At 72.7% G+C, this 24,977-nt stretch carries 21 protein-coding genes and 1 pseudogene; 15 read left to right on the top strand and 7 right to left on the bottom strand.

What is annotated here, in order from left to right; genetic code table 11:
* The first annotated feature begins 21 nt into the window (after positions 1-21).
* From AC07DI_RS11435 to AC07DI_RS11405, 7 genes and pseudogenes are all read left to right on the top strand, one after another.
* On the top strand, positions 22-702 hold the full coding sequence (locus AC07DI_RS11435) for a TIGR03086 family metal-binding protein (RefSeq protein WP_478903895.1): 681 nt from the start codon (positions 22-24) through the stop codon (positions 700-702).
* Positions 675-1,442 (top strand): DUF4142 domain-containing protein, encoded by a 768-nt coding sequence (locus AC07DI_RS11430; protein WP_478903893.1) that lies wholly within the window; start codon positions 675-677, stop codon positions 1,440-1,442. The genes AC07DI_RS11435 and AC07DI_RS11430 overlap by 28 nt, the downstream gene beginning before the upstream one ends.
* A gap of 104 nt (positions 1,443-1,546) precedes the next feature.
* A complete protein-coding gene (locus AC07DI_RS11425; RefSeq protein ID WP_478903891.1) occupies positions 1,547-2,887 on the top strand; it encodes an MbnB/TglH/ChrH family RiPP precursor modification enzyme in 1,341 nt (446 codons plus the stop codon).
* A gap of 4 nt (positions 2,888-2,891) precedes the next feature.
* Positions 2,892-3,950: a TIGR04222 domain-containing membrane protein gene (locus tag AC07DI_RS11420; protein ID WP_478903889.1), complete on the top strand. Its 1,059-nt coding sequence runs from the start codon at positions 2,892-2,894 to the stop codon at positions 3,948-3,950.
* Positions 3,951-4,092: 142 nt separating this feature from the next.
* Positions 4,093-4,830 (top strand): annotated as a pseudogene (locus AC07DI_RS11415) (DUF4142 domain-containing protein); the annotation flags it as partial.
* A gap of 86 nt (positions 4,831-4,916) precedes the next feature.
* Entirely contained in the window at positions 4,917-5,690 is a 774-nt protein-coding gene (locus tag AC07DI_RS11410) for a TIGR04222 domain-containing membrane protein (protein ID WP_478903887.1), read from the top strand.
* Positions 5,691-5,801: 111 nt separating this feature from the next.
* Positions 5,802-7,403, top strand: a complete 1,602-nt coding sequence (locus AC07DI_RS11405) for an alpha/beta hydrolase (protein WP_478903885.1) — start codon at positions 5,802-5,804, stop codon at positions 7,401-7,403.
* Positions 7,404-7,479: 76 nt separating this feature from the next.
* Here AC07DI_RS11405 and hemQ read toward each other — a convergent pair whose 3' ends face one another.
* Together hemQ and hemG are read right to left on the bottom strand one after the other, a co-directional pair.
* Complete coding sequence (gene hemQ / locus AC07DI_RS11400) at positions 7,480-8,199, bottom strand: hydrogen peroxide-dependent heme synthase (RefSeq protein WP_384262423.1); 720 nt, start codon at positions 8,197-8,199, stop codon at positions 7,480-7,482.
* 4 nt (positions 8,200-8,203) lie between these two features.
* The gene (gene hemG, locus AC07DI_RS11395) at positions 8,204-9,661 is read right to left on the bottom strand and encodes a protoporphyrinogen oxidase (protein ID WP_478903883.1); all 1,458 of its coding nucleotides are present in this window, start codon (positions 9,659-9,661) and stop codon (positions 8,204-8,206) included.
* A 151-nt stretch (positions 9,662-9,812) separates the two neighbouring features.
* On the opposite strand from hemG, the gene AC07DI_RS11390 reads away from it, so the two are divergent.
* A complete protein-coding gene (locus AC07DI_RS11390) occupies positions 9,813-10,805 on the top strand; it encodes a DUF4349 domain-containing protein (protein ID WP_478903881.1) in 993 nt (330 codons plus the stop codon).
* Between the two features lie 9 nt (positions 10,806-10,814).
* Positions 10,815-12,200 (top strand): FAD-dependent oxidoreductase, encoded by a 1,386-nt coding sequence (locus AC07DI_RS11385; protein ID WP_478903879.1) that lies wholly within the window; start codon positions 10,815-10,817, stop codon positions 12,198-12,200.
* Positions 12,201-12,306: 106 nt separating this feature from the next.
* On the opposite strand, the gene hemE is transcribed toward AC07DI_RS11385, so the two are convergent.
* Positions 12,307-13,380 carry a uroporphyrinogen decarboxylase gene (gene hemE, locus AC07DI_RS11380; protein ID WP_384262434.1) on the bottom strand — a complete coding sequence of 358 codons (1,074 nt, stop codon included), beginning with the start codon at positions 13,378-13,380 and terminating at the stop codon, positions 12,307-12,309.
* An 85-nt stretch (positions 13,381-13,465) separates the two neighbouring features.
* Between hemE and AC07DI_RS11375 the strand changes: the two genes are divergently transcribed.
* The 5 genes from AC07DI_RS11375 to AC07DI_RS11355 all read left to right on the top strand — a co-directional run bounded on the left by AC07DI_RS11375 (position 13,466) and on the right by AC07DI_RS11355 (position 20,167).
* Positions 13,466-14,125, top strand: a complete 660-nt coding sequence (locus tag AC07DI_RS11375; protein ID WP_384262436.1) for a DUF3000 domain-containing protein — start codon at positions 13,466-13,468, stop codon at positions 14,123-14,125.
* 301 nt (positions 14,126-14,426) lie between these two features.
* Complete coding sequence (locus tag AC07DI_RS11370) at positions 14,427-15,089, top strand: response regulator transcription factor (RefSeq protein ID WP_030687574.1); 663 nt, start codon at positions 14,427-14,429, stop codon at positions 15,087-15,089.
* A gap of 77 nt (positions 15,090-15,166) precedes the next feature.
* Positions 15,167-16,444, top strand: a complete 1,278-nt coding sequence (locus tag AC07DI_RS11365; RefSeq protein ID WP_478903876.1) for an HRDC domain-containing protein — start codon at positions 15,167-15,169, stop codon at positions 16,442-16,444.
* Between the two features lie 358 nt (positions 16,445-16,802).
* Complete coding sequence (locus AC07DI_RS11360; RefSeq protein ID WP_384262442.1) at positions 16,803-18,029, top strand: thiolase family protein; 1,227 nt, start codon at positions 16,803-16,805, stop codon at positions 18,027-18,029.
* Positions 18,026-20,167 (top strand): 3-hydroxyacyl-CoA dehydrogenase NAD-binding domain-containing protein, encoded by a 2,142-nt coding sequence (locus AC07DI_RS11355; protein WP_478903874.1) that lies wholly within the window; start codon positions 18,026-18,028, stop codon positions 20,165-20,167. The genes AC07DI_RS11360 and AC07DI_RS11355 overlap by 4 nt, the downstream gene beginning before the upstream one ends.
* 68 nt (positions 20,168-20,235) lie before the next feature.
* Here the strand turns inward: AC07DI_RS11355 and AC07DI_RS11350 are convergent, their stop codons facing one another.
* Complete coding sequence (locus AC07DI_RS11350; protein WP_478903872.1) at positions 20,236-21,306, bottom strand: PLL family lectin; 1,071 nt, start codon at positions 21,304-21,306, stop codon at positions 20,236-20,238.
* 66 nt (positions 21,307-21,372) lie between these two features.
* Between AC07DI_RS11350 and AC07DI_RS11345 the strand changes: the two genes are divergently transcribed.
* Entirely contained in the window at positions 21,373-21,741 is a 369-nt protein-coding gene (locus AC07DI_RS11345; RefSeq protein WP_478903870.1) for an NTP pyrophosphohydrolase, read from the top strand.
* Between the two features lie 12 nt (positions 21,742-21,753).
* On the opposite strand, the gene AC07DI_RS11340 is transcribed toward AC07DI_RS11345, so the two are convergent.
* The 3 genes from AC07DI_RS11340 to pgsB are packed head-to-tail and all read right to left on the bottom strand — an operon-like array spanning position 21,754 to position 24,972.
* Positions 21,754-22,824, bottom strand: a complete 1,071-nt coding sequence (locus tag AC07DI_RS11340) for a C40 family peptidase (RefSeq protein ID WP_478903868.1) — start codon at positions 22,822-22,824, stop codon at positions 21,754-21,756.
* Between the two features lie 16 nt (positions 22,825-22,840).
* Positions 22,841-23,323, bottom strand: coding sequence for a poly-gamma-glutamate biosynthesis protein PgsC/CapC (locus tag AC07DI_RS11335; RefSeq protein WP_055564848.1), 483 nt, complete (start codon positions 23,321-23,323; stop codon positions 22,841-22,843).
* Positions 23,320-24,972, bottom strand: coding sequence for a poly-gamma-glutamate synthase PgsB (gene pgsB, locus AC07DI_RS11330; protein WP_478903866.1), 1,653 nt, complete (start codon positions 24,970-24,972; stop codon positions 23,320-23,322). The genes AC07DI_RS11335 and pgsB overlap by 4 nt, the downstream gene beginning before the upstream one ends.
* Between the last annotated feature and the right edge of the window lie 5 nt (positions 24,973-24,977).

Raw genomic sequence — 24,977 nt, 5'->3', positions numbered from 1 at the left:
CACCGAGGAAGCAGGTACGCCATGACCGGTCTCGTCGCCCTCGACCGCACCGCCGTCCACACCTCGCTCCAGGTCCTGTCCCACGTCCGCGACGCGTCGGACTGGGAGTGCCCCACCCCGTGCGCGGGCTGGGACCTGCGCCGCCTCGTGACGCACATGACCGCCCAGCACCACGGCTTCGCGGCAGCGGCGCGAGGGGCGGGTGACGACCGTACGTTCTGGCTCGAACTCAACCTCGGCAGCGACCCGTTGGCCCGTTACGAGGAATCCGTGCGGCACGTCGTCGCCGCCTTCGCCGAGTACGCGGCAGCAGCCACGGAACAGCGGTTCACGCTGCCCGAGATCGGCGGAAGCTTTCCCGGGCGGGTCGCCGTCGGGTTCCACCTTCTCGACTACGTGGTGCACGCGTGGGACGTCGCGGCCACGCTCGGCGTCCCCGTCACCTTCCCCGACGAAGTTCTCGCCGCGGCGCTCGCGGTCGCGCGGCGCGTGCCCGCGGGCCCCGAACGGCGGGTTCCCGGGGCCGCGTTCGCACCGCCGCTGCCCGTACCGGCCGACGCCTCACCCCTCGCCGAGATGCTCACCCGGTTGGGACGCGCGCCGTTGAACGCCCCGCCCGCATCTTCCGTACCTCCTGGTATCACCGGCGACATGGGAGCACCACGGGAGGCACCTTGCGGCGCGTCAACGGCACGGCTCTGATCATCGCGGCACTTGTCGCCACGCTGGGCGCGATCGCGTTCCCGGTGTGGTCGTACGCCGACCGCTCCGGGACCGGGCCCGCCAATCTGGCCGCCGGGTCCGTCGCCACCCGGTGGGGTCCGCTCTCCGCGGCCGACCGGGACCTGCTGGTGAAGGTGCGCCTCGCGGGACTGTGGGAGATACCCGCGGGGCAGCAGGCCGTCGAACGGGCGCCGACCGAGGCCATCAAGGCGGCCGGGGACCACCTCATCGTCGGCCACACCGACCTCGACCAGCGCACCCGTACGGCCGCCGCGCAACTCGGCGTGGAGCTGCCCAACCAGCCCACCGAGCAGCAGCAGGGCTGGCTCGCGGAGCTGACCGCGGCGAGCGGCGAGACGTACCAGCGCAAGTTCGCCAACCTGCTGCGCGCCTCGCACGGCAAGGTCTTCGGCGTGATCGCGCAGGTCCGCGACAGCACCCGCAACTCGCTCGTCCGGCAGCTCGCCACCGACGCCAACCAGACCGTCCTCGACCACATCACGATGCTGGAGGCCACCGGGCTCGTCGACTTCGACGGGATCGCGAACGGCGCCGCGTCGACCGCGACGGCCAGCCCCACCGGGCCCCCGCCGCCGTCCGGTGCCACTCCCCCGGCGCCGGCGCCCGCCGGGCCGAGCGGCGACATCTCCACCACGTCCCGCCCCTCACCCGCGCCGCCCGGACGGATCAACACCGCCCGGCCGGAACCTCAAATGTAGCTCTGAACGTCTCCGACCGAGGGTTCACCGCCGCCCGCCCGGGCCATGGTCTGGGAGCGGAGGACCGGGGGGTCCGGGGGTCCGGGGGACGAAGGGGGAGCGACATGCTCAGTCCGGAGATGAGGCGGGGCCCGGGCGTGGGGCGGAGTTCCGCGTCGCGGCTCGGGACCGGCATCGGGTGGCGGCCCGAGATCGCGGCGGCCGTGGAGGCGATGCCCGGCATCGACTGGGTCGAGGCCGTCGCGGAGAACCTCTGCCCGGGGCATCTGCCCGAGTCCCTGCTGCGGCTGCGCGAGCGCGGGGTGACCGTCGTGCCGCACGGCGTCTCGCTGGGACTCGGCGGCGCGGACCGCCCCGACGAGGGGCGCCTGACCGCGCTCGCCGAGCGGGCCGAGGCCCTCGGCTCGCCGCTCGTCACCGAGCACATCGCGTTCGTACGCGCCGGTGGCGCCCTCACCGCCACCCAGCCCCTGGAGGCCGGGCACCTACTGCCGGTGCCGCGCACCCGCGACGCGCTCGACGTGCTCTGCGAGAACATCCGCGTCGCCCAGGACGCGCTGCCCGTCCCGCTCGCCGTGGAGAACATCGCGGCGCTGATCGCCTGGCCCGGCGAGGAGATGACGGAGGGGCAGTTCCTGTACGAGCTCGTGGAGCGTACGGGCGTACGGCTGCTCATCGACGTCGCCAACCTCCACACCAACCACGTCAACCGCGGCGAGGACCCGGCAAAGGCGCTGGACGAACTGCCGGTCGAGGCCATCGCGTACGTCCATGTGGCGGGCGGCTTCGAGCGGGACGGCGTCTGGCACGACAGTCACGCGCACCCGGTGCCGGAGCCCGTCCTCGCGATCCTCGCCGACCTCGCGTCGCGCGTCTTTCCGCCGGGTGTCCTCCTGGAGCGGGACGAGAACTTCCCCGAACCGGCGGACCTGGAGCGGGAGTTGGACGCCATTCGGGCCACCGTGAAGGCATCCGGAGAGCTGCCGTCGGAGAGTGCGGGCGTCCGGCGCGAGGTGCCGCCCGCGGCCCCCGCCGCCCGGCAGCGCACCGCACTCGCGCAGACCGCCCTGCTCTCCGCTCTCGTCGCGGGCACCCCGGCGCCCGAGGGCTTCGACCACGTGCGGCTGAGGGTGCAGAGCCACGCACTGGCCGCCAAGCGGGCCGACGTCGTGGCGAAGGTCGCGCCCGAGCTGCCGGAGATCCTGGGAGCGGCGTACCGCGCGGACTTCCTCGCGTACGCGCGCTCCCAGCCCATGACGGGCGGCTACCGCCACGACGCGCTGCACTTCGCCGAGCATCTGCTGCTCGCGGGGCGGCCGGACGACGCGGAGGCCAGGCGGCGGCTGAGCGACTGGTGGCTCGAACGGTCCGGCCCGGCGCCGCTGTCGCGGCGGCCCGCAGCGAGACTGCTGCACGCCACCCGCCGGGTCCTGCTGAGGCGGTGACCTTGTGAACACCGTGGACATGATGGGCGCCGGGTACACGGTCGTCGTCTCACTCGCCGCCGCGGAGCTGATCAGGGGTGTGGTGGCCGCCCGCCGCACCAGGTCCCCCCATCGGGCCGGCCCCCCGCCCGACGCCGAGCACGGCGCCTTCGTCCGGGGCACCCTTGAGGCGGCGTTCCTCTCCGGCGGGCCCGCCCGCGCCGCCGACGCGCTGATCGCGGGGCTGCACGAGGACGGCAGGCTGGTCGTCGCCGGGCCCGGCGTCGTCGGCATCGCCCGGCCCGCCGCGCGGAACTCCGGCGAGCAGGCGGTCATCGACGCGCACGCCGCGGCACCCAGCGGCGCGCTGCACTGGCTGCGGGCGGCGGTGATGCGCAGCGCGCCGGTGCAGGAGACAGGGGATGCGCTCGCGCGGCGCGGCCTCGTGGTGCGGCCGGGGCGGCAGCGCAAGTGGCGGGTACGGGCCGGGCTGCTGGCGCTCCTGAGCCTCTTCGGATTCATGGTCGCGGCCATGCTGACCCTGTTCCTCAAACTGGACGCGTACCCCGCGTCGGGAGAACCCGACGCCGCGCTCGACTCCGTCCTCGCGCTGCTGCCCGCCCTCGTCTTCGGCGTCGCGACCGGCCTGATCTGCCTGTCGGTCACGTCGAAACAGCTCACCGTCGCCGGGCGGTCCGCCCTGCGCGAGTACGTCGCCTCGTCGGGCCACCTGACGGGCGCGGCCCAGCTGGTGGCGACCCGCGGCCTCGCGGCGGCCCACCCGGAGCTGCGGTCCCAGCTGATCGCTGCCGCCAGGACCCGCGTGCAGCCAACGGCTCCGGCGGGCCCGTACATCGCGCCCTACCGGAGCCCGGGTGCGGGTGCGGGGAGCGCGGGAGGCGGGACGGCCGTGTGGTGCGGGGCGGGCGGCGGTTCCTCCTGTTCCGGCGGGGGCGGGTCGTCCTGCGGGGGCGGCGGTTCGGCGTGCGGCGGAGGGAGTGGCTCCTCCTGCGGGGGCGGGTCCTCGTGCGGCGGAGGGGGTGGCTCGTCCTGCGGGGGCGGCGGGGGTGGCGGGTCAGGTTGAGCAGCTCGCCCTACTTCTTCTGAGGGCGCACGCCGAGCCCGGCAACCGGCGTCCGCCCTATGGCAGTTGACGTACTCCCGGCCGTATCGGGCCGCACCCCACCGGGCACGCACTAGCGTGCGGTGGCGCAACAGGAGGCGTCATGCGATCCCGAACCGTCAACGGCACCGGCCTCATCGTCGCGGGGCTCCTCGCGACCCTGGCCGCGCTGCTCTTCCCCCTCTGGTCCTACGAGGACCGCTCGGGCACCGGTCTCGCCCGGCTCGACGCCGAGGCCGTGGCGACCGACTTCGGGCCGCTGTCCGCCCTGGACCGGGACTTCATCACCAAGGTGCGGCTCGCGGGCCTGTGGGAGCTGCCCGCCGGACAGCAGGCCGAGGAGCGCGGCACCACCAGGGCCGTGCGCGCCGCGGGCGAGCACCTCGTCGAGGGCCACACGTTCCTCGACGCGCGCGTACGCGAGGTGGCGACCCGGCTCAGCCTCGAACTGCCCAGCCAGCCGAACCCCCGACAGCGCGGCTGGCTCGGGGAGTTGAGCGCCGCCCATGACGAGACGTACGACGGGAAGTTCGCGAACATCCTGCGCCGCGCCCACGGCAAGGTCTTCGCGCTGGTGGCCGAGGTGCGGGCGAACACCCGCAACTCCCTGGTGCGCGCGCTGGCCGACGACGCGAACACGACGGTCCTCGACCACATCAAGGCGCTTGAGGCCACCGGCCTCGTCGACTTCGACGCACTCGCCCGGGACGCGGCGACCTCAGGACCGGCGCCCCCTGCGACCAGTACGCCGCCCCCACCGGGCCCGACGGACACCCCCGGCCCGGCCGCCCCGGTCACTCCGTCGCCCACCTTCCCGCTGCCTCCGGCGGCCTCCCGCCCAAAGCGGAACGTTACCTACCTGTCACCGATTGTCCGCATGGTGAATAAACCATGGCGCGACGCGGCGTCGTCGCATAGAAAACCGCCATGTTCTGGGTCCCTCTGTTCCTCCTCGCCTGGGCCGCGGCCGGCCTGTCCTGCGGCCGGCTCTGCCTCGCCGCGAGCCGCGCCGCCGCACAGGAGAAGGCCGCCGCACGCGGGCACGAACTCACCCTCTACGAGGCGGCGTTCCTGTCCGGCGGCCCCGCCCGCGTCGCCGACGTGGCGCTCGTCGCGATGGCCGGAGCCCGGCGGCTGCTGATCGCGCACACCGGCTGGGCGACCGTCGTCGACCCGGTGGGCCGTGACGAGATGGAGCGTTCGGTGCTGGGTGCCATCGGGCCCGCCGGGCAGTCGCCGATAGCGAGGGTGCGGCGGGGCGTGGCCGCCGCCGACCCGGTGCGGGCCCTCGCGGACCGGCTCGTCACGGCGGGCCTCGCCGTCCCTGACGACGCGGGCTCGGGCGTCGCGGCCGCGGTCCGCCAGGTGCGTGCCGCGACGGTCGCGGTTCTCGCGCTCGGCGCCGTCGCGGTGCTGATGCCGGGGCAGGAGGGGGGCGCCGCCGGGCAGGTGCCCGTCGCGGCCTGGTTCGCGCTGCCGCTGCTGGTGTGCACGGCCTGCCTGCTCATCGCCCGCGTCGAGGTCCATCCGTACACCCGCTGGGCGTCACCGGCGGGCCAGCGGCTCCTGGGCGCCCTGCCCGCACGCGGCGAGGGGCTCACGGCCGTGGCCGTGCGCGGGGTCCGCGCCTCGGGCGACCCCGGGCTGCGGGCGGCCTTCTCGCACCGGCCGCCCCGGGAAGCGGCTCAACGGGGGCATTGAGCCGACACCGGCAGGGCGGTGCTTTACTTCACCAATTACCACACGAATCATCCCTTTTGTTCGAGCACCTTCCGGAACGCTCAGCCGAACAAAAAGGGGAAGACACGCGCGATGAGAGCAGCAGCCGTCCGCTATGGAACCGCCGGATCCCTGGTCCTGACCGCCCTCGTCGCCGCCCCCGCGGGAAGCGCGAGCGGCCCCACCCCCGCCCCCGAGACACGCGGCACCGCCGTCGCGGCCCAGCGCGCCGAGGCCGCCGGCATCCGCTGGGGCGCCTGCGCCAAGGCCGAGGGCCTCCCGCCCTCGCTGCGGTGCGGCACCGTCACCGTCCCCCTCGACTACGCCCGCCCCGACGGCAAGCAGATCAAACTGACCGTCAGCCGCACCCAGGCCACCCGGCGGGCCGCGGGCAAGAAGGTCGGCCGACAGGGCGCGCTGGTCTTCAACCCCGGCGGGCCCGGCGCATCCGGCATGTACTTCCCGCTGGTCGGCGCCATCCCCGAGTGGAAGCGCATCGCCGCGGCGTACGACCTGGTCGGCTACGCCCCGCGCGGGGTCGGCCGCTCGGCGCCGCTGTCCTGCCAGCACCCGACGAAGCACATCAAGGCGCCCACACAGTCGCCGGTCCACCCCGACGCCGCGTACAAGCGGGAGCGCGTCGCTCGGGCGAAGGCGTACGCGCGCGGCTGCGCGGCCCGCAACCCCGGGCTGCGCCACTACACGTCACTGAACAACGCGCGCGACCTGGACGTGCTGCGGGCGGCGCTCGGCGAGAAGAAGCTGACGTTCATGGGAGCGTCGTACGGCACGTACTTCGGGGCCGTCTACGCGACGCTCTTCCCCTCGCACGTGCGCCGCATGGTCTTCGACTCGGCGGTCAACCCCGACCCCGAGCAGGTCTGGTACGGCAACAACCTCGAACAGTCCCTGGCCTTCGAGCGGCGGTGGGCGGACTTCCGCACCTGGGTGGCCAAGCACGACCGCACGTACCACCTGGGGAAATCGCCCGAGCAGGTGCTCCGCAGCTACGAGAGGGTGCGCGCCGAGCTGGCCCACAAGCCCGCTGGCGGCAAGGTCGGCCCCGGGCAGCTGCAGTCCGCCTACCTCCAGGCCGGGTACTACGACGACTACTGGCCGACGCGCGCCGCGGCGCTCTCCGCGTACCTGAAGGGCAACCCCAAGCCGTTGATCGAGATGGCCTCTCCCGAGCCGAGGGGGGCCGCCGAGTCGGAGAACGGGACCGCCGTCTACACCGCGGTCGAGTGCAATGACGCGCCCTGGCCCACCGACTTCGCCACCTGGGACCGCGACAACACGTACCTCGCGCGCCTGGCACCCTTCGAGACCTGGGACAACGCCTGGATGAACCTGCCGTGCGCCTACTGGAAGGCGCCCCGGCAGCGGCCCGTCGACGTGGGCACCGCCGAGGGCGTACTGCCCCCGACACTGATCCTCGCCGCCGAGCGCGACGCGGCGACGCCGTACCGGGGGGCGAAGGAACTGCACCGCAGGCTGGCGGACTCGGTCCTGGTGACCGAGCAGGCCGCGGGCACGCACGGCATCGCGGGCGGCCCCAACAAGTGCGTCAACGACCACCTGGACGCGTACCTCCTGGAGGGCCGGCTCCCCGTCCGGCGCGCGGCATGCGCACCGCACAAGGAGCCGGAGCCGACGTCCGGCGTACGGACGGCGGAACTGCCGAGAGAGCGCTAGTCCGTCACAGCGCGCCGGGCGGGCGCGGCAACCGGATTACGGTCGCCGCGCCCGCCCGGTGCGTGGAACGGGGCGGTTACGCCAGGCCCGCCACCAGCTCCGCGACGGACTTGCGGCGGCCGGTGTAGAACGGCACCTCTTCGCGTACGTGCATGCGGGCCTCGGAGGCGCGCAGGTGACGCATGAGGTCGACGATGCGGTACAGCTCGTCGGCCTCGAAGGCCAGGAGCCACTCGTAGTCGCCGAGGGAGAACGAGGCGACCGTGTTGGCGCGAACGTCGGGGTAGCCGCGGGCCATCTTGCCGTGGTCGGCGAGCATGCGGCGGCGGTCCTCGTCGGGCAGCAGGTACCAGTCGTAGGAGCGCACGAAGGGGTAGACGCTGACGTAGTTGCGCGGCGTCTCGTCGGCGAGGAACGCCGGGATGTGCGACTTGTTGAACTCGGCGGGGCGGTGCAGCGCCATGTTCGACCAGACCGGCTCAAGGGCGCGGCCCAGCTTGGTGCGGCGGAAGAGGTTGTAGGCCTCCTGCAGCTCGTCGGCGGTCTCGGCGTGCCACCAGATCAACAGGTCGGCGTCGGCACGCAGGCCCGAGACGTCGTAGGTGCCGCGGACGGTGATGTCCTTGGCGGCGAGCTGGTCGAACAGGTCCTGGACCTCGTCGGCGTATCCGGCACGGTCCTCGGGCAGCACGTCGCGCAGCTTGAAGACGGACCACAGCGTGTAGCGGATGACCTCGTTGAGGTCCTTGGCCTTCTTGCCCGCGTTCGGGCTCTTGGCGGGGGCGTCGTCACTCATGGCCCTATTCTCCTCCGCCGCCGTGCAGGCTCTGCACCGGGTTGGCGGTGAGCTCCTGCACACCGGTCAGGTCACCGCCCAGCTGGTCGACGGCGGCGTACGCGCTCGCGATGCACGCCGGGATGCCCACCCCGTCGTAGGCCGCCCCGCAGACCGCGAGACCGGGCAACCGCGCGACATGGGCGCGGATGCGGGCCACGCGCGCGTGGTGGCCCACCGGGTACTGCGGGAGGCCGTCGTTCCAACGGGTGACGCGGGTCGCGACAGGCGTGGCGGTCAGGCCGGTGGCCTCGCGCAGGTCGTGCCGGGAGAGGGCGACGAGCTCGGCGTCGTCGCGCTCCAGGATCTCCGTCTCGCGGTACCGCCCCACCGAGGTACGCAGGACCAGCAGGTCCGGGTCCTGCCGGTCGATCCAGCCCCACTTGCGGCTCGCGAAGGTGGACGCCTTGATCGTGTGCCCGTCGACGGGCGGCACGAGGAAACCGCTGCCCTCGGGGAGGTCGGTTTCGGCGCGGCGGTACACGAGAGTGGTGAGGGCCATGGAGGCGTACTCGACGGCGCGCAGCTCGGCTGCCGCGGCGGGTGACTCGGCGTCCAGGAGCTTCGCGGCGGCGGGCGCGGGGAGCGCGACGACGACGGCGTCCGCTTCGTGGCTGCCGCTTCCGGTGCCGACGTGCCAGCCGTCGCCGCGGCGCCGCACCTCCGTGACCGGCGTGTCCGTCAGGATCTCGGCGCCACGCGCGCGTACCGACTCCGCGACGGCGAGCGGCAGCAGGCCGACACCGCCGTCGATGCCCATGAAGACGGGGCCGGTCCGCTGGTTCCTCGCGGCGCGCGCCTGGATGGCGCGGACGCCCTCGGTGAGGGAGGCGTGCGTGCGGGCCGCCTCGAAGAGCTGCGGGACGGCCGAGCGCATCGAGATGCGGTAGGCGTCGCCCGCGTACACGCCGCCGAGCAGCGGTTCCACGAGGCGGTCGACGACCTCGCGGCCGAGGCGCGCGGCGACGTACTCGCCGACCGCGACGTCGTCGCCGACCTCGGTGGGCGGCGGTTCAGGGTCCTGCGCGATGCGGCGCAGGCCTTCTTCGGAGAGGACACCGGCCAGCGCGGACGCGTCGCCGGGTACGCCCATGACGTGGCCCTTGGGCATGGGGCGCAGGGCGCCTCGGGTCCAGATCGCCGCGGTCGCCGTGGCGGGCGGCTGAAGTCGCTCAGCGAGGCCGACCTCGCGGGCGAGGGCGACGGCCTCGGGGCGGCGGGCGAGCATCGACTCGGCGCCGAGGTCGACGGTCACGCCCTCGATCTCCCCGGGGAGCAGCTTGCCGCCGAGCCTGCCGGAGGCCTCCAGGACGGTCACGCGGGCACCGGCGGCGAGCAGTCGGTGCGCGGCGGCGAGGCCGGCGATCCCGCCTCCGATGACGACGACGTGGCCCATCCCCGTACAAGTGTCCGTTTCGTGCATGCCCCCACTCTCTCAGAGCCCGCCGCCGACCCCCTCCCCCGGACCTGCGAGTCCCGACCGTGACCGCATCGGGACCGGTCGGCAACCACCGTTTCACCCCGCTCCGCCGTCCAAGAAGCAACAGCCACCACCACTTTTCGGGGGTACGCCGATGCGCGCGTCCAGCAGCTCCACCCACCGTACGTCCCGCCACCGCACGTCCCGCCACCGCACGGTGCGGGCGGTGTCCGGCGTCCTCCTGGCGGCCTCGCTGGCGCTCGCGGGGTGCAGCGCGAGCCAGGACAGCGGCGCCGGCGGTGACGGCGGCGGCGACCGCGACAAGGCCGCGGGCCTCTCCGCCGGGAAGGACCAGAAGGGCGCGGGCGGCGGGCAGGCCGGCACATCGGCCGGCGGCGGTACCGCGCGACGCAAGCCGCCGGGTCCCGCCGGCACCCACATCATCCGCACCGCGAGCCTGACCGTCCGCGTCAAGGACGTGCCCAAGGCGCTCGACGAGGCCCGCACGGCCGCCCAGGACGCCGGCGGCCTCGTGGGCGACGAGAACACCTCCCGCGACGACGAGGGGCGCGAGCGCTCCCGGATCGTCCTGCGCGTCCCGCAGGCCGCGTACGCGGACGTCCTCTCCTCGCTCGAAGGCACCGGCAGGCTGATCGAGCGCGAGGCCAAGGCGCGGGACGTCACCGAGCAGGTCGTCGACGTGGAGAGCCGCGTCAAGTCGCAGCGGGCGAGCGTGGCCCGCGTGCGGGAGCTGATGGACCAGGCGACGAAGCTGAGCGATGTGGTCGCCCTTGAAGGGGAGTTGAGCACCCGCCAGTCCGACCTGGAGGCGCTCCTCGCCCAGCGGGCCTCGCTGAAGGACCGTACGAGCCTGGCGACGATCACCCTCTCGCTCACCGAGGGTCCCGGGAAGCCGGAGGCGAGGACGGCGGACGACGACCCGTCGTTCGTGGACGCGCTCACGGGCGGCTGGGACGCCTTCGTCACCGCGCTGCGCTGGATCGCGGTCGTCCTCGCCGCGGTACTGCCGTTCGCGGCGGTGGCCGCGCTGCTGCTGGTGCTCTGGCTGCGCGGCATCCGGCCCCGGCTGTCGCGCGGGAGCGCCGGGAACGCCGAGGGCGGGCGGGGCGACGACGGCGGTGCGTAGCGTGTCCGTATGAGCAGCACACGAGAACGACTGGTGGTCATCGGGGGCGATGCGGTCGGCATGTCGGCCGCGTCGCAGGCGCGCAGGCAGAAGGGCCCCGACGAGCTGGAGATCGTGGCGTTCGAGCGGGGCCACTTCACCTCGTACTCCGCCTGCGGGATCCCCTACTGGGTGGGCGGCGACGTCGATGAGCGGGACCGGCTGATCGCGCGGACGCCCGAGCAGCACCGCGAGCGGGCGATCGATCTGCGGATGCGCACCGAGGTGGTGCGGCTCGACATCGCGGGGCGCCGGGTGCTCGCCCGCGGTCTCGAACGGGGCGAGGAGTACTGGACGTCGTACGACAAGCTCGTCATCGCGACCGGCGCCCGGCCGATCCGTCCGGCGCTGCCCGGCATCGACGCGCCCGGCGTGCACGGCGTGCAGACCCTCGACGACGGTCAGGCCCTGCTCGACACCCTGGCGCGGACGCCGGGGCGCAGGGCCGTGGTGATCGGCGCCGGGTACATCGGCGTCGAGATGGCGGAGGCGCTGGTCAACCGCGGCTACGCGGTGACGGTCGTCAACCGCGGCAAGGAGCCCATGTCGACGCTGGATCCGGACATGGGCTGCCTCGTCCACGACGCGATGACCGGCATGGGCATCGAGATGGTGAACGGCGCCGAGGTCACCAAGATCCTCACCGGTGACGACGGGCGGGTCCGGGCGGTGGCCACGGAGGACGCCGAGTACCCGGCGGACGTGGTGGTGCTCGGTATCGGCGTACGTCCCGAGACGGCGCTCGCCCGCGAGGCGGGACTGCCGCTCGGCGAGCACGGGGGGCTCCTGACCGACCTCGCGATGCGGGTGCGCGGCTACGAGGAGGTCTGGGCGGGCGGCGACTGCGTGGAGGTCCTCGACCTGGTCTCCGGACGCGAGCGGCACATCGCGCTCGGCACCCACGCCAACAAGCACGGGCAGGTCATCGGCTCGAACGCGGGCGGCGGCTACGCGACGTTCCCGGGCGTCGTCGGCACGGCCGTCAGCAAGGTGTGCGACCTGGAGATCGCCCGTACCGGGCTGCGGGAGAAGGACGCGCGGGCCGCCGGGCTCCGGTTCGTGACGGCCACCATCGAGTCGACGAGCAGGGCCGGTTACTACCCGGGCGCGGCCCCGATGAAGGTGAAGATGCTCGCCGAGCGGCGCACGGGGCGCCTCCTCGGCGTGCAGATCGTCGGGCGCGAGGGCGCGGGCAAGCGCGTCGACGTGGCGGCGGTCGCGCTCACGGCACGGCTGACGGTGGAGCAGATGACGGCGCTCGACCTGGGGTACGCGCCGCCGTTCTCCCCGGTGTGGGACCCGGTCCTGGTGGCGGCCCGCAAGGCGGTGTCGGCGGTGCGGGCGGACCGGGACTGAGCTGAGCCGACCCGAGCTGAGCCGACCTGGGCTGACCTGAGCCGAGCCGAGCACCCAGCGAAAATGGTCCCCGCCCGACCGGGCAGGGACCATTTTCGGACTTTTTTCAGACAGCCGTGCGCGTGTGCACGTACTCCACGAGGCGGGTCAGCGCCTCCGGGTCCGTGGTCGGCAGGACGCCGTGCCCGAGGTTGAAGATGTGGCCTTCCAGGCCCTTCGCGGCGGCCAGCACCTCGTCCGTCCTGGTCTCGACGGCCTCGCGGGTGGAGAAGAGGACGGCCGGGTCGAGGTTGCCCTGGATCGCCTTGCCGGGTCCGACGCGCCGCGCCGCCTCGTCCAGCGGCACCCGCCAGTCGGCGCCCACGACGTCGGCGCCGGCCTCGCCCATCAGGCCGAGCAGTTCGCCCGTGCCGACGCCGAAGTGGATGCGCGGCACGCCGTAGGAGGCGACGGCGTCGAAGACCTTGGCCGATGCGGGCATCACCGAGCGCCGGTAGTCGGCGGGCGACAGGGCGCCCACCCACGAGTCGAAGAGCTGCACGGCGCTCGCGCCCGCCTCGATCTGGACCTTCAGGAAGGCGCCGGTGATCTCCGCGAGCCGGTCGAGCAGGTCGGCCCAGAGCTGCGGGTCGCCGTACATCAGGGCCTTGGTGTGCTCGTGGTTGCGGCTCGGGCCGCCCTCGACGAGGTAGCTCGCGAGGGTGAAAGGCGCGCCCGCGAAGCCGATGAGCGGCGTCGAACCGAGCTCGGCGGTCAGCATCCCCATCGCCTCGGTGACGTAGTGGACGTCCTCGGGCGTGAGGTCCCGCAGCTGCGCGAGGTCGGCGCGCGAGCGGATCGGGTTCTCGACGACGGGTCCGACGCCCGGCTTGATGTCGAGGTCCACGCCGATCGCCTTGAGCGGGACGACGATGTCGCTGAAGTAGATCGCGGCGTCGACGTTGTGGCGGCGCACCGGCTGCAGCGTGATCTCCGTGACGAGGTCGGGCCGCATGCAGGACTCCAGCATGGCGGTGCCCTCGCGGACCTTGCGGTACTCCGGGAGTGAGCGCCCCGCCTGCCGCATGAACCAGACCGGCGTGTGCGGCACGGCCTCGCGCCTGCACGCCTTCATGAAGGGGGAGTCGTACGTCGCTGCGTTCTGCCGGCCCTCGGGGCCACGGCTGTCATTGGCACTCACGCGGAAAGTCTCGCACGTCGACCGGGAGCGTCCTCACGGGTGTCTCTCCCTGCGCGAAGGCGCCGTTCCCCTTAACCTTCCCCGCATGGCTGCGGCTCAGGGACAACGGTCGGACGGCGCTGGCGAGATGGAGAGTTCGGAGGGGAAGGTGGCGGATTCGGCTCCGGTGCCCTTCCGCGCGGCGGTCGAGGCGCTGCGGGGGGCACGGCTGCGGCCGGAGATCGAGATCGATCCGACGCGGCCGCCGCAGCGGCTCGCGCCGTACGCGTACGCGTTGGAGGCGGCGGTCGTCGACGGCGAGGAGGACCTCGCGGACGGGCGGCTCGTCCTGCTCCACGATCCGTCCGGGCACGACGCCTGGCAGGGCACTTTCCGCCTTGTCACGCTCGTGCGGGCGGAGCTTGAACCGGAGATGGCGGCCGATCCGCTGCTGCCGGAGGTGTGCTGGTCGTGGCTGACCGGGGCGCTGCAGGCGCGGGGCCTCGCCGCGGGTGAGGCGAGCGGCACGGTGACCCGGGCGGGCTCGCACTACTTCGGCGGCCTCGCGGAACGGCCGCCCGCCTCGCAGATCGAGATCCGGGCCTCGTGGACCCCGCGCGAGGGGTCCGGCGGGGTGCCGGACACGGGGGCGCATCTGGCCGCGTGGTGCGATCTGCTCTGCCAGATCGCGGGGCTGCCGCCCGCGGGTCCCGGGGACGGTTCCGTGGTCTCGCTCCCCCAGCGGCGGGGCCCGCTCTCGCCCTGAACCACTGGCTGCACCACCGGCCGAACCATCGGCTGAACCACTGGCCGCCTCCTGCCCCGCGGCGCGATGTCGCGGGGGTCGCGGGGTTTGTACGCACGGGGTCACCCGGAAGAGGGCATGTTCGGTTCGATCTTCGGATGATCGAGTGCATGTCCGAATTGCCCCAATTCTCTCTCACCAAATCGTGATCATTCCCTAAAGGCGGATGCGATTGGTGCCGAAGAGGTTTGTGACCTTGAAAGCACGGTTCGTCCCGGCTTCATCCCCGAGCCGGTTCGCGTCCCGCACCCCAGGAGGCCTGGTGTCCGTTCTCCTCGAGCAGCCCGCAAGCCTGGTCGCCTACCGCCCGAACAAGCCGACCGCCATGGTCGTCGTGGCCGACCCCCGCGTCCGTTCCACCGTCACCCGCCACCTGTGGGCGCTCGGTGTACGCGACGTCATCGAGGCCTCGTCGATCGCGGAGGCTCGTCCCCGCATCGGCAACCCCCGGGACATCTGCGTCGCAGACGTCCACCTCCCCGACGGCTCCGGCCTGACGCTCCTCTCCGAAACCCGTGCCGCGGGCTGGCCGAACGGTCTCGCCCTCTCCGCCGCCGACGACATCGGCGCCGTGCGCAACGCCCTCGCGGGCGGCGTCAAGGGCTACGTCGTCACCGGCACCCGTACGAACGTCGGACTCCCCACCCGCCCCGGCGCGGCCCCGATCGGCTCGGCCGCCGCCCGTATGCACCGCCGTCCTCCGGGCGCCCCGAGCCACCCCGGCGGCTACCGCGAGCTCTCGGGCCGCGAGGTCGAGGTGCTTCGCCTGGTCGCGGAGGGCCAGTCCAACAAGGCCATCGGCGTCTCGATGGGCCTGTCCGCCCTGACCGTGAAGAGCCACCTCGCCCGGATCGCCCGCAAGCTCGGCACGGGCGACAGAGCCGGAATGGTGGCGGTCGCGCTGCGCACCGGCATCATTCACTGACTCATTACATCCCTTTCACGCCCGTCGACGGAACGTTCCGTCGACGGGCGCTGTACATACACAGATACCCTTGACAGGTGACCGACGCCCAAGAGACCGCAGCAGACAGCTCACTGCGAACCACCGGAGGCGGCCCTCCGGACGACGACGGACTCGCTGACGAAGGGCTGCCGATCCCCCTGCTGGAGCCGCGTGACGGCATCCCGCCGGTGATCGCCGACGAGGAGTCCCTCGCCGCGACGGTCGCCGCCTTCGCCGCCGGCTCCGGCCCCGTCGCCGTCGACGCGGAGCGCGCCTCCGGCTACCGGTACGGACAGCGCGCCTATCTCGTCCAGCTCCGCCGCGAGGGCGCGGGCACGGCACTGATCGACCCCGTCGCCTGCCCCGACCTCTCCGGCCTCGACGCGGCCATCGGCGACACCGAGTGGGTGCTGCACGCGGCCACCCAGGACCTGCCGTGCCTGCGGGAGATAGGCATGGTTCCGGCGCGGATCTTCGACACGGAGCTCGCGGGCCGGCTCGCCGGGTTCCCCCGGGTGGGCCTCGGCGCGATGGTGGAGAGCGTCCTCGGCTACGTACTGGAGAAGGGGCACTCCGCCGTCGACTGGTCGACACGGCCGCTGCCCGAGCCCTGGCTGCGGTATGCCGCACTCGACGTCGAGCTCCTCGTCGACCTGCGCGACGCCCTGGAGAAGGAGCTCGACCGTCAGGGCAAGCTGGAGTGGGCCCGCGAGGAGTTCGACGCCATCGCCTCGGCGCCGCCCGCGCCGCCCCGCAAGGACCCCTGGCGCCGCACGTCGGGCATGCACAAGGTGCGCAGGCGCCGCCAGATGGCGGTCGTACGGGAGCTGTGGAACGCGCGCGACAAGGTGGCCCAGCGCCGCGACGTCTCGCCGGGCAAGGTGCTCAGCGACGGCGCGATCGTCGAGGCCGCGCTCGCGCTGCCGCCCAACGTGCACGCGCTCGCCGGCCTCGCGGGCTTCGGGCACCGCATGGGACGGCGTCAGCTCGAGCAGTGGCAGACGGCCGTCGACCGCGCCAAGGCGCTGCCGGACGCGGAGCTGCCGCAGCCGGGCCAGACCCTGACAGGACCGCCCCCGCCGCGCTCCTGGGCCGACCGGGACCCCGCCGCCGCGGCCCGGCTCTCCGCGGCGCGGGCGGCCGTCTCGGCGCTCGCCGAGCAGCTGAACATGCCGCAGGAGAACCTGATCACCCCGGACACGGTCCGCCGCGTCTGCTGGGAGCCGCCGGCCCCGCTGACCGAGGACTCCGTGGCCACGGCCCTCGCCGCGCACGGCGCCCGCCAGTGGCAGATCACCCTGGTGACCCCGGCCCTGGTGACGGCCCTGTCCTGACCATGGGGCCCCGCCCTCTCCCACGCCCACCCGCCGAGTCCGGACGGGTGGGCGTTGCCATGCGTGGGCGGCGCCCCTACGGCACGCGCAGGTGTAGGAAACGGGTGGGCGGGTGGGATCAATCCGCCGCGAAGCGGCGGGCCGGGCCCGCCGGGACACACCCGCGGACGAAGACCCCACGGCCACCCGGAAGCACGCGACCCACCGCGCAGCGATGGCACAGGAACCCGCACCGAAGCCCGCGCCCAAGTGTGACGTTCGCCTCCCGGAGAGGCCCCTTGGCCGCGTAGTTACCGGCAAGTAGGGTGGAGGAGGAAACGCGCCGCGCAGGCGCCCCGCACCCTGGAGGAGAGCCATCGTGCCTCGTACCGTCAGGGACGTCGTCTTCGTTGATGGCGTCCGCACCCCGTTCGGCAAGGCGGGCCCGAAGGGCATCTACCACGAGACCCGTGCCGATGACCTCGTCGTGAAGGCCATCCGGGAGCTGCTGCGCCGCAACCCCGGCCTCGACCCCGCCACGATCGACGAGGTCGCCATCGCCGCGACCACGCAGATCGGCGACCAGGGCCTGACGATCGGCCGCACCGCCGGCATCCTCGCCGGGCTGCCGCAGTCCGTGCCCGGCTACTCCATCGACCGCATGTGCGCCGGCGCCCTGACCGCCGTGACCTCGGTCGCGGGCAGCGTCGCCTTCGGTGCGTACGACATCGCCGTCGCCGGTGGTGTCGAGCACATGGGCCGCCACCCCATGGGCGAGGGCGTCGACCCGAACCCCCGCTTCGTGAGCGAGAAGCTGGTCGACGAGTCCGCCCTGTTCATGGGCATGACCGCCGAGAACCTGCACGACCGCTACCCGAGCATCACCAAGCGGCGCGCCGACGAATACGCGGTGCGCTCGCAGGAGAAGGCCGCCAAGGCGTACGCCGACGGCAAGATCCAGGCCGACCTGGTGCCGATCTCCGTACGGCGGACCAACGAGGAGGCCGGTGAGACCGGTTGGGGCCTCGCCACCGCCGACGAGCCGATGCGCCCGGGGACGACGCTGGAGAACCTCGCGGGCCTGAAGACGCCGTTCCGTACGCACGGCCGCGTCACGGCGGGCAACGCCGCGGGCCTCAACGACGGCGCCACCGCCTCCCTCATCGCCTCCGAGGAGTTCGCGCGGGCGAACAACCTGCCGGTGAAGATGCGCCTCGTCTCGTACGCCTTCGCGGGCGTCGAGCCGGAGGTCATGGGCTACGGCCCGATCCCGGCGACGGAGAAGGCGCTCGCCAAGTCGGGCCTCTCCATCTCCGACATCGGCCTCTTCGAGATCAACGAGGCGTTCGCCGTGCAGGTGCTCGCCTTCCTCGAGCACTACGGCATCGCGGACGACGACGCGCGCGTCAACCAGTACGGCGGCGCCATCGCGTTCGGCCACCCGCTCGCCTCCTCGGGCGTACGCCTGATGACGCAGCTGGCGCGGCAGTTCGAGGAGCAGCCCGAGGTCCGTTACGGCCTCACGACCATGTGCGTCGGCTTCGGCATGGGCGCCACGGTCATCTGGGAGAACCCGAACCACAAGGACGCCGGAGGCGACAAGTGAGCACCACGACCACCGAGCTCCTGAAGGGCGCGGCCGAGCTGTTCCCCGACGAGGTCGTCACGCAGGCGCACGTGCGCCACCTCGACCTCCCCCACGGTGCCGGGCGCTTCGCGCTGATCACCCTCGACAACGGCTTCGACCACACCAAGCCGACCACCTTCGGCCCGCAGTCCCTCGCCAACCTGAACACGGCGATCGACCAGGTCGAGAAGGAGGCGGCCGACGGCTCCATCGTCGGCGTCGGCATCACCGGCAAGCCGTTCATCTTCGCCGTCGGCGCCGACCTCAAGGGCGTGGAGCTGCTGAAGCGCCACGAGGACGCGCTGGCCATCGGCAAGGGCGGCCACGAGGTCTTCAAGCGGCTCTCCGGCCTCGCCGTGCCGACCTTCGCGTACTACAACGGCGCCGCGATGGGCGGTGGCGTCGAGGTCGGTCTGCACTGCTCCTACCGCACCGTCTCCAAGGCGCTGCCCGCCTTCTCGCTGCCCGAGGTCTTCCTCGGCCTGGTTCCGGGCTGGGGCGGCTGCGCGCTGCTCCCGAACCTGATCGGCGCCGACAACGCCGTCTCGGTCATCATCGAGAACTCGCTCAACCAGAACCGCCAGCTCAAGGGCAAGCAGGTCTTCGAGCTCGGCATCGCCGACGCCCTCTTCGAGGGCGCCGACTTCCTGGAGCAGTCGCTCATCTGGACGGCGTCCGTCCTGACCGGTTCGGTCGAGGTCGTGCGTCCCGAGATCGACCGCGGCGAGGGCTGGGACGCCGCCGTCGCGCGCGGCCGTGCCATCGCCGACTCCAAGGTGCACGGCGCCGCCCCGGCCGCCTACCGCGCCCTGGACATCATCGGGGCCGCCAAGGACGGCGACCTCCAGAAGGGCTTCGACGCCGAGGACGTCGCGCTCGCCGACCTCATGATGGGCGGTGAACTGCGCGCGGGCATCTACTCGTTCAACCTCGTGCAGAAGCGCGCCAAGCGCCCCGCGGGCGCCCCGGACAAGAACCTGGCGCGCCCGGTCACCAAGGTCGGCGTCGTCGGCGCCGGTCTGATGGCCTCGCAGCTCGCGCTGCTCTTCCTGCGCCGCCTTGAGGTGCCGGTCGTGCTGACCGACATCGACCAGGCGCGTGTCGACAAGGGTGTGGGCTACGTCCACGAGGAGATCGACAAGCTCCTCCTCAAGGGCCGGATCAACCAGGACAAGGCCAACCGCCTCAAGGCACTGGTCTCCGGCGTCCTGGACAAGGCCGAGGGCTTCTCCGACGCCGACTTCGTCATCGAGGCCGTCTTCGAGGAGATCGGCGTCAAGCAGCAGGTGTTCGCGGAGGTCGAGGCGGTCGCCCCGGCGCACGCGATCCTCGCCACCAACACCTCCTCGCTCTCGGTCTCCGAGATGGCGTCGAAGCTGAAGCACCCCGAGCGGGTCGTCGGCTTCCACTTCTTCAACCCGGTCGCGATCCTGCCGCTCCTGGAGATCGTGCGCGGCGAGCAGACCGACGACGCGTCGCTGGCCACGGCCTTCGGTGTCGCCAAGAAGCTGAAGAAGACCGCGGTGCTCGTGAAGGACGCCCCGGCGTTCGTCGTGAACCGCATCCTGACCCGCTTCATGGGCGAGATCCAGAACGTCATCGACGAGGGCACCCCGGTCGCCGTCGCCGAGAAGGCCGTCGAGCCGCTCGGCCTGCCGATGTCGCCGCTGGTCCTCCTCGAGCTGGTCGGCCCGGCCATCGGTCTGCACGTCTCCGAGACCCTGAACCGCGCCTTCCCGGAGCGCTTCACCGTCTCGCCGAACCTCGCGGCCGTCGTCAAGGCGGGCAAGCGCGGATTCTACGTGCACTCCGCCGAGAACGGCTTCAAGCCGGAGCTCGACCCCGAGGTCGCCGCGCTCCTGAAGCAGGGCGACTCCGTCCTGACCGAGGAGCAGGTCCGCGACCGCGTGCTCGACGCGGTGGCCCAGGAGATCGGGCTCATGCTCGACGAGGGCGTCGTCGCCGAGGCGCAGGACATCGACCTCTGCCTGATCACCGGCGCGGGCTGGCCCTTCCACCTGGGCGGCATCACGCCGTACCTGGACCGTGAGGGTGTCAGCGAGCGGGTGAACGGCAAGCGGTTCCTCGCGCAGGGCGTGGCGAGCGTCCCGGCGTAACACGCACAGCGAGAACCGGTGGGCCGTACGGGACAACTCCCTTACGGCCCACCGACGTTACGCCACAGTCACACCCTGAACCAGGCGGCGAGGGCGAGGCCGGGCTCCGCCTTCTGCCGGGCGAGCCGCAGCGTGCCGTCGAGACCGATCGCCGCCATGACCACACGGCCGCGCGCGTCGAGAGCCAACGAGGGGGCGCCCAGGCACGGTTCGCCGGTCTCGGTCCACCACAGGCCCGCCCCCTCGTCCTCCGTGGGGAACGCGGCGAGCCCCGGGCGCCCGCCGCTCGTGCGGTGCGCGAGGACGGTGCAGTCGTGGCCCTCGACGGTGGCGCGGACGGCCGCCGTGGGGCCCGGTCCCGGCGCGCCGCCGAGCGGGGCCGCGGCCGTGCCGTCGGCCGGGCGGTGCGCGAGGACTCCGGCGCCGAGGGCGTCGGCCGCGTAGTACGTGAGGCGGTCGGGGGCGGTCTCCAGGGCCGTGCCCGAGCCGGGCGCGGAGGCCGGCGCGAGGTCGTCGGCGCGCAGCAGTTCGCCGCCCTGCTTCTCCTGGGCCCAGTGCAGGGTGGCCTTGGTGCCGGGGGCGAAGACCTCGACGCGGCCGGCCGACGTGGCGAGGGCGGCGATGCCGTCCAGGGTGTCGCGGACCTGGAAGTCCTGCCACCCCTCCCACTTGCCGCCCTTGCCCTCGCGGCGCATCCGGACGCTGCCCACCGCGTCCCGCACGAAGACGTGGACGGTGCCCGCGGCGTCCACCGCGGCGGCGGGCGCGCCCAGGGACGGGGCGCGGTCGACGCGCTTGGTGTGCGGGTTGCCGAGCGAGCGCCAGTCCATGAGCGGGCGCCCCGACTGGTACTGGATGGCGTGCACGATGTCGACGACGGCCTCCCCCGCTGCCTCGCGCCGCTCCCTGCGGCCCAGGAAGTGCACGTAACCGTCGCTGCCCTGGGCGAGGGTGAGGTAGGTCAGGCCGGGCGCCTCGAAGAAGTCGGGACCGCTCCAGTCGGGACCGCCCGGCGCCGTCTCGGTCCACCGCAGGAGTCCGCCATCGGCACGGGCGTACGCGGTGAGCCGGCCGTCCCGGCCGCGCAGCAGCCAGCGGGCAGTGTCCGGGGCACCGGTGCTGGTGGACCTCGACGGCATGACTCGGCGCCACCTTTCCACGATCACGGACGCACAGGGTTTTGCCTATTAGTTTACGTTTGCCGCATGACAACTCTCGTCGTCGTCGATGCCGCGAACGTCGTCGGTTCCGTGCCCGACGGATGGTGGAAGGACCGCCGCGGGGCCGCCGAGCGGCTGCGGGACTCGCTGGTGCGCCGCGCGGCGGACGGCCTGCCCGGGCATCCGGGGCCGCTGGACGTCGTGCTCGTCGTGGAGGGCGCGGCGCGGGGCGTCGCGTCCGTGCCGGGCGTACGCGTGGAGTCCGCGCCCGGCAGCGGCGACGACCGCATCGTGGAGCTGGCCGCCGAAGCGGCGGGCCGGCCGTGTCTGGTGATCACGGCCGACCGCGAACTGCGCCGCAGGGTGGGCGAGGTGGGGGCCGAGTGCGCGGGCCCCCGTACCGTGCGCCCCTGACCCCGCGGCCCTTCAGAGCCGCTTCGCGCTGCGCAGGGTGGACGCGTAGTAGCCGTTGCCGTCGAGGCGCGACGTGCCGCCCTTGTCGCCGATGGTCGGGCCGTTGACCTCCTCGCGGCTGGAGATGAAGATCTTGTGGCCGTCGGCGTCGTGGCCGAGGAAGATGCCGACGTGGTCCAGGCGCTGCTTGGTGCGGGCGTCGAGCTTGAAGAAGACCAGGTCGCCGGGTTGCACCACGTCGATCGACTTGGGGCGGTCGGCCGGGCCGACACCCTTGAGCTTGATCACGTCCGTGCCCGCCTTGCCGCGCGCCATGCCGTTGGCGGTACGGGGCAGGCCGTCGCCCGCCTGGTCGTTGGCCATCAGGGGGTAGCGGGCGCGGTAGCCGAAGACCGTGCGGACGAATCCGGAGCAGTCCATGGAGCGGGCCCGCATCTTCTCCGGCTGCTCGGTGGTGCCGTTGCGGAAGGTGTACGGGATGCCGAGGTAGTCGAAGAAGTCGGACTGCTCCAGGCGCAGGTCGTTGCCCGAGCTGCCTTCCGGGTTCAGCGGCCCGAAGTTGGCGTCACCGGCGTACGCGATGCCCTCGTCGTCCTTCTTGACGGGGGCGCCCTCCACGTACTGGAAGGCCATCGCGAAGATGTCGTCCTCCTCGCTGCCGGAGAACTCCTTGTACCAGTCCTTGAACCACTTCTCCTTCTCCGCGCCCTCGCGCCAGATCTCCGGCATCAGCCGCACCCAGTCGTTGGTCACGACCCGGGACTTGGTGTTGGCGGGCTCGGTGAAGGTGCGGCTCGGTCCGGTCAGCGTCGCGGTGCGGGCGCCGTCCGTGAAGGTGGCGAGGACCTTGCCGTTCTCGGTGCGCAGGACGGAGCGGTCGGGGCCCTTCAGCCGCTCCCACTTCAGCTTCCCGCTCTCCTGGCCGGTGCTGCTGTGCAGCCCGGGGGTGTCGGTGACGGCCTGCACCTTCGGCGCCTTGGCCGCTTCGTCCTTGCGCAGTTCCACGGTCAGGTAGGTGCTGCCCGCCAGCAGGGCGAGCACGGTCGCCGCGTGCACGACGGGACGCTTCTTCTTGGGCGGCATGAATGACTCCTGGGAATCAGGCGGACGGCATGAAGCCGAGGAGGATCCCGGCGGTGAGGACGACGTAGGCCATGAGCGTCACCGAGCCCGTGGCGAGCAGGGTGGGGCCCTTGGGCTGGCGGACCAGCTGGTAGGCGATCAGGCCCGGCACGATGAAGCCGAGGGTCTGGTTGCTGTACATGAGCGGGAACTCGAGCGAGAGCACGATCATCACGGTGGCCTGGAGCACCACGCCGGTCAGCACGACCGCGGCGAACAGGCGCTTGCCGTAGAGGATCACGAAGCGCTGCATGAGGAGCGTGCAGACGTAGGTCAGGACGGTGACGCCGACCACCATCGCGGCGCGCTGCAGGTCCTCGACGAGGGTCAGCGCGAGCCAGCCCGGGGTGATCATGCCGCCGGGCGAGAGGTTGGTCGTCAGATAGCAGACCAGGGAGAAGAGCAGCCCGAGCGCGATGCCGACCGCGGCGATCTCGGGGGTGAGGACGGAGGGAATCAACGGGGCTCTCCTGGGCTGTGCCACTGCTGGTCGTCGTCATGGGCGGGCGGTGCGGGCGGCACCCGCGGCTCGAAGAGGCCGCGGGGCGCGGGGGGCAGCTGGGGGCGGGGTTCCTGGGGCGCGTAGGCCTCGGGCACGTAGCTCTGGTGCTGCTCGTACTGCTGCTCGTACTGCTGCTGGTGGTGTTGTTGAGGCTGCTGGTACTGCTGCTGGGGTTGCTGGTGGTGCTGGGATTGCTGGTGGTGCTGGGGCTGCTGGTGGTGCTCTTGCGGTGCGTAGCTCTCGTACGGCTGGTCCGTGGTGCGCTGCACGGGTACGTGGACACCCGGCGGGATCTGCTGGACGACGGGGATCGGCTGGGTCTGGACCGGGGCGTACCGCGTTTCGTACGCCTCCGGGTAGTGCTGGTACGGGTCGACGTGCGGCTCGTAGAACGGCGCGGGCTCCTCGGGGGTCTGCTCCTCGCTCTCGTCGGGCGGCAGTTCGGCGAGGTGCTCCAGGAGCAGTTCGCCCTGGCCGTGGATGTTGCCGATGGCGACGAGCGAGGAGTCGGGGCCGAGCTGCGCGAGCATGTCGCGCATGAACTCCTCCGGGTCGCGCCGGTCGCCGCCGAGGTCGACGGCGCGCGAGCGCCAGTCGGCCGGGATGGCGTCGATGGCGGACTTGGCGGGGTGGCCGATGACGAAGACCTTCTCCGGCTGGAGGTCGGGGATGATCTCGCCCATCTGACCGTTGCGCTCGACGCGGTCGGGGCGGCAGTTGATGACGACGTGCAGCGGCCGGTGGATGGCGCCGAGGTCGAGCAGCTGGTTGATGTTCATCAGCGTCGACTCGGGGTCGTTGGCCGCGAAGACGTTGGCGAAGCGGAGCTTCTTGCCGTCCTCGGTGGCGTACCGCTCGACGGAGAGGACGCCCGGGTCCGGCGGCGCGTCGTACATGCCCTGGAGGGCGACCTCGCGGCCCACGCCGACGAGCTCGGCGACCTTCAGCGCGATCGCCACGTTCTCCTTGAAGGTGAACCAGCTGAAGCCGCGCAGCTCGTCGTCGGTGACCGTCTCGGGGTCGGCGTAGATGAGCTCGCAGTTCCGCGCGTCGGCCTCCTCCTTGAGGATGTCGTAGCGGTCCTTCTCGGCGGTGACGCAGATGCCGCCCTCCGGCATGGAGCGGGAGAGGGAGCGCGCCACGTCGTCGAGGGTGGGGCCCATCTCGGCGAGGTGGTCCTCGCGGACGTTGCAGAGCACGCCGATGGTGGAGCGGATCAGCTTGGACTGGTTGATCTCCTGGAGCGCGGGCATGACCGCCATACACTCGATGACCAGGGCGTCCGGGTCGTAGGCGGCGGCGCGCCGCACGATGCCGATCTGCTCGACGACGTTGGCGATGCCGAACTTGCGGTAGACCGGCTCCTCGGTGGCGTCGGGGTGGATGAACCGGGCCGCGGTGCCGGTGGTCTTGGCGACCGTGGTGAGTCCGCCGCCGCGCAGCGCCCCCGCGCAGAGGCGGGTGATGGAGGACTTGCCGCGGATGCCGTTGACCAGGACCCGGGTGGGTATGTGCTCCAGGCTGGCGAAGTGCCGCCGCTGTTCGACGACGCCGGCCGCGAGCAGGATGGCGCAGCACACCACGAGAACGGTGTAGAGGAAGAGCACGGGGG

It is taken from the genome of Streptomyces sp. NPDC044106, from assembly GCF_056433985.1.
This window is presented reverse-complemented; position numbering and strand designations above follow the sequence as displayed.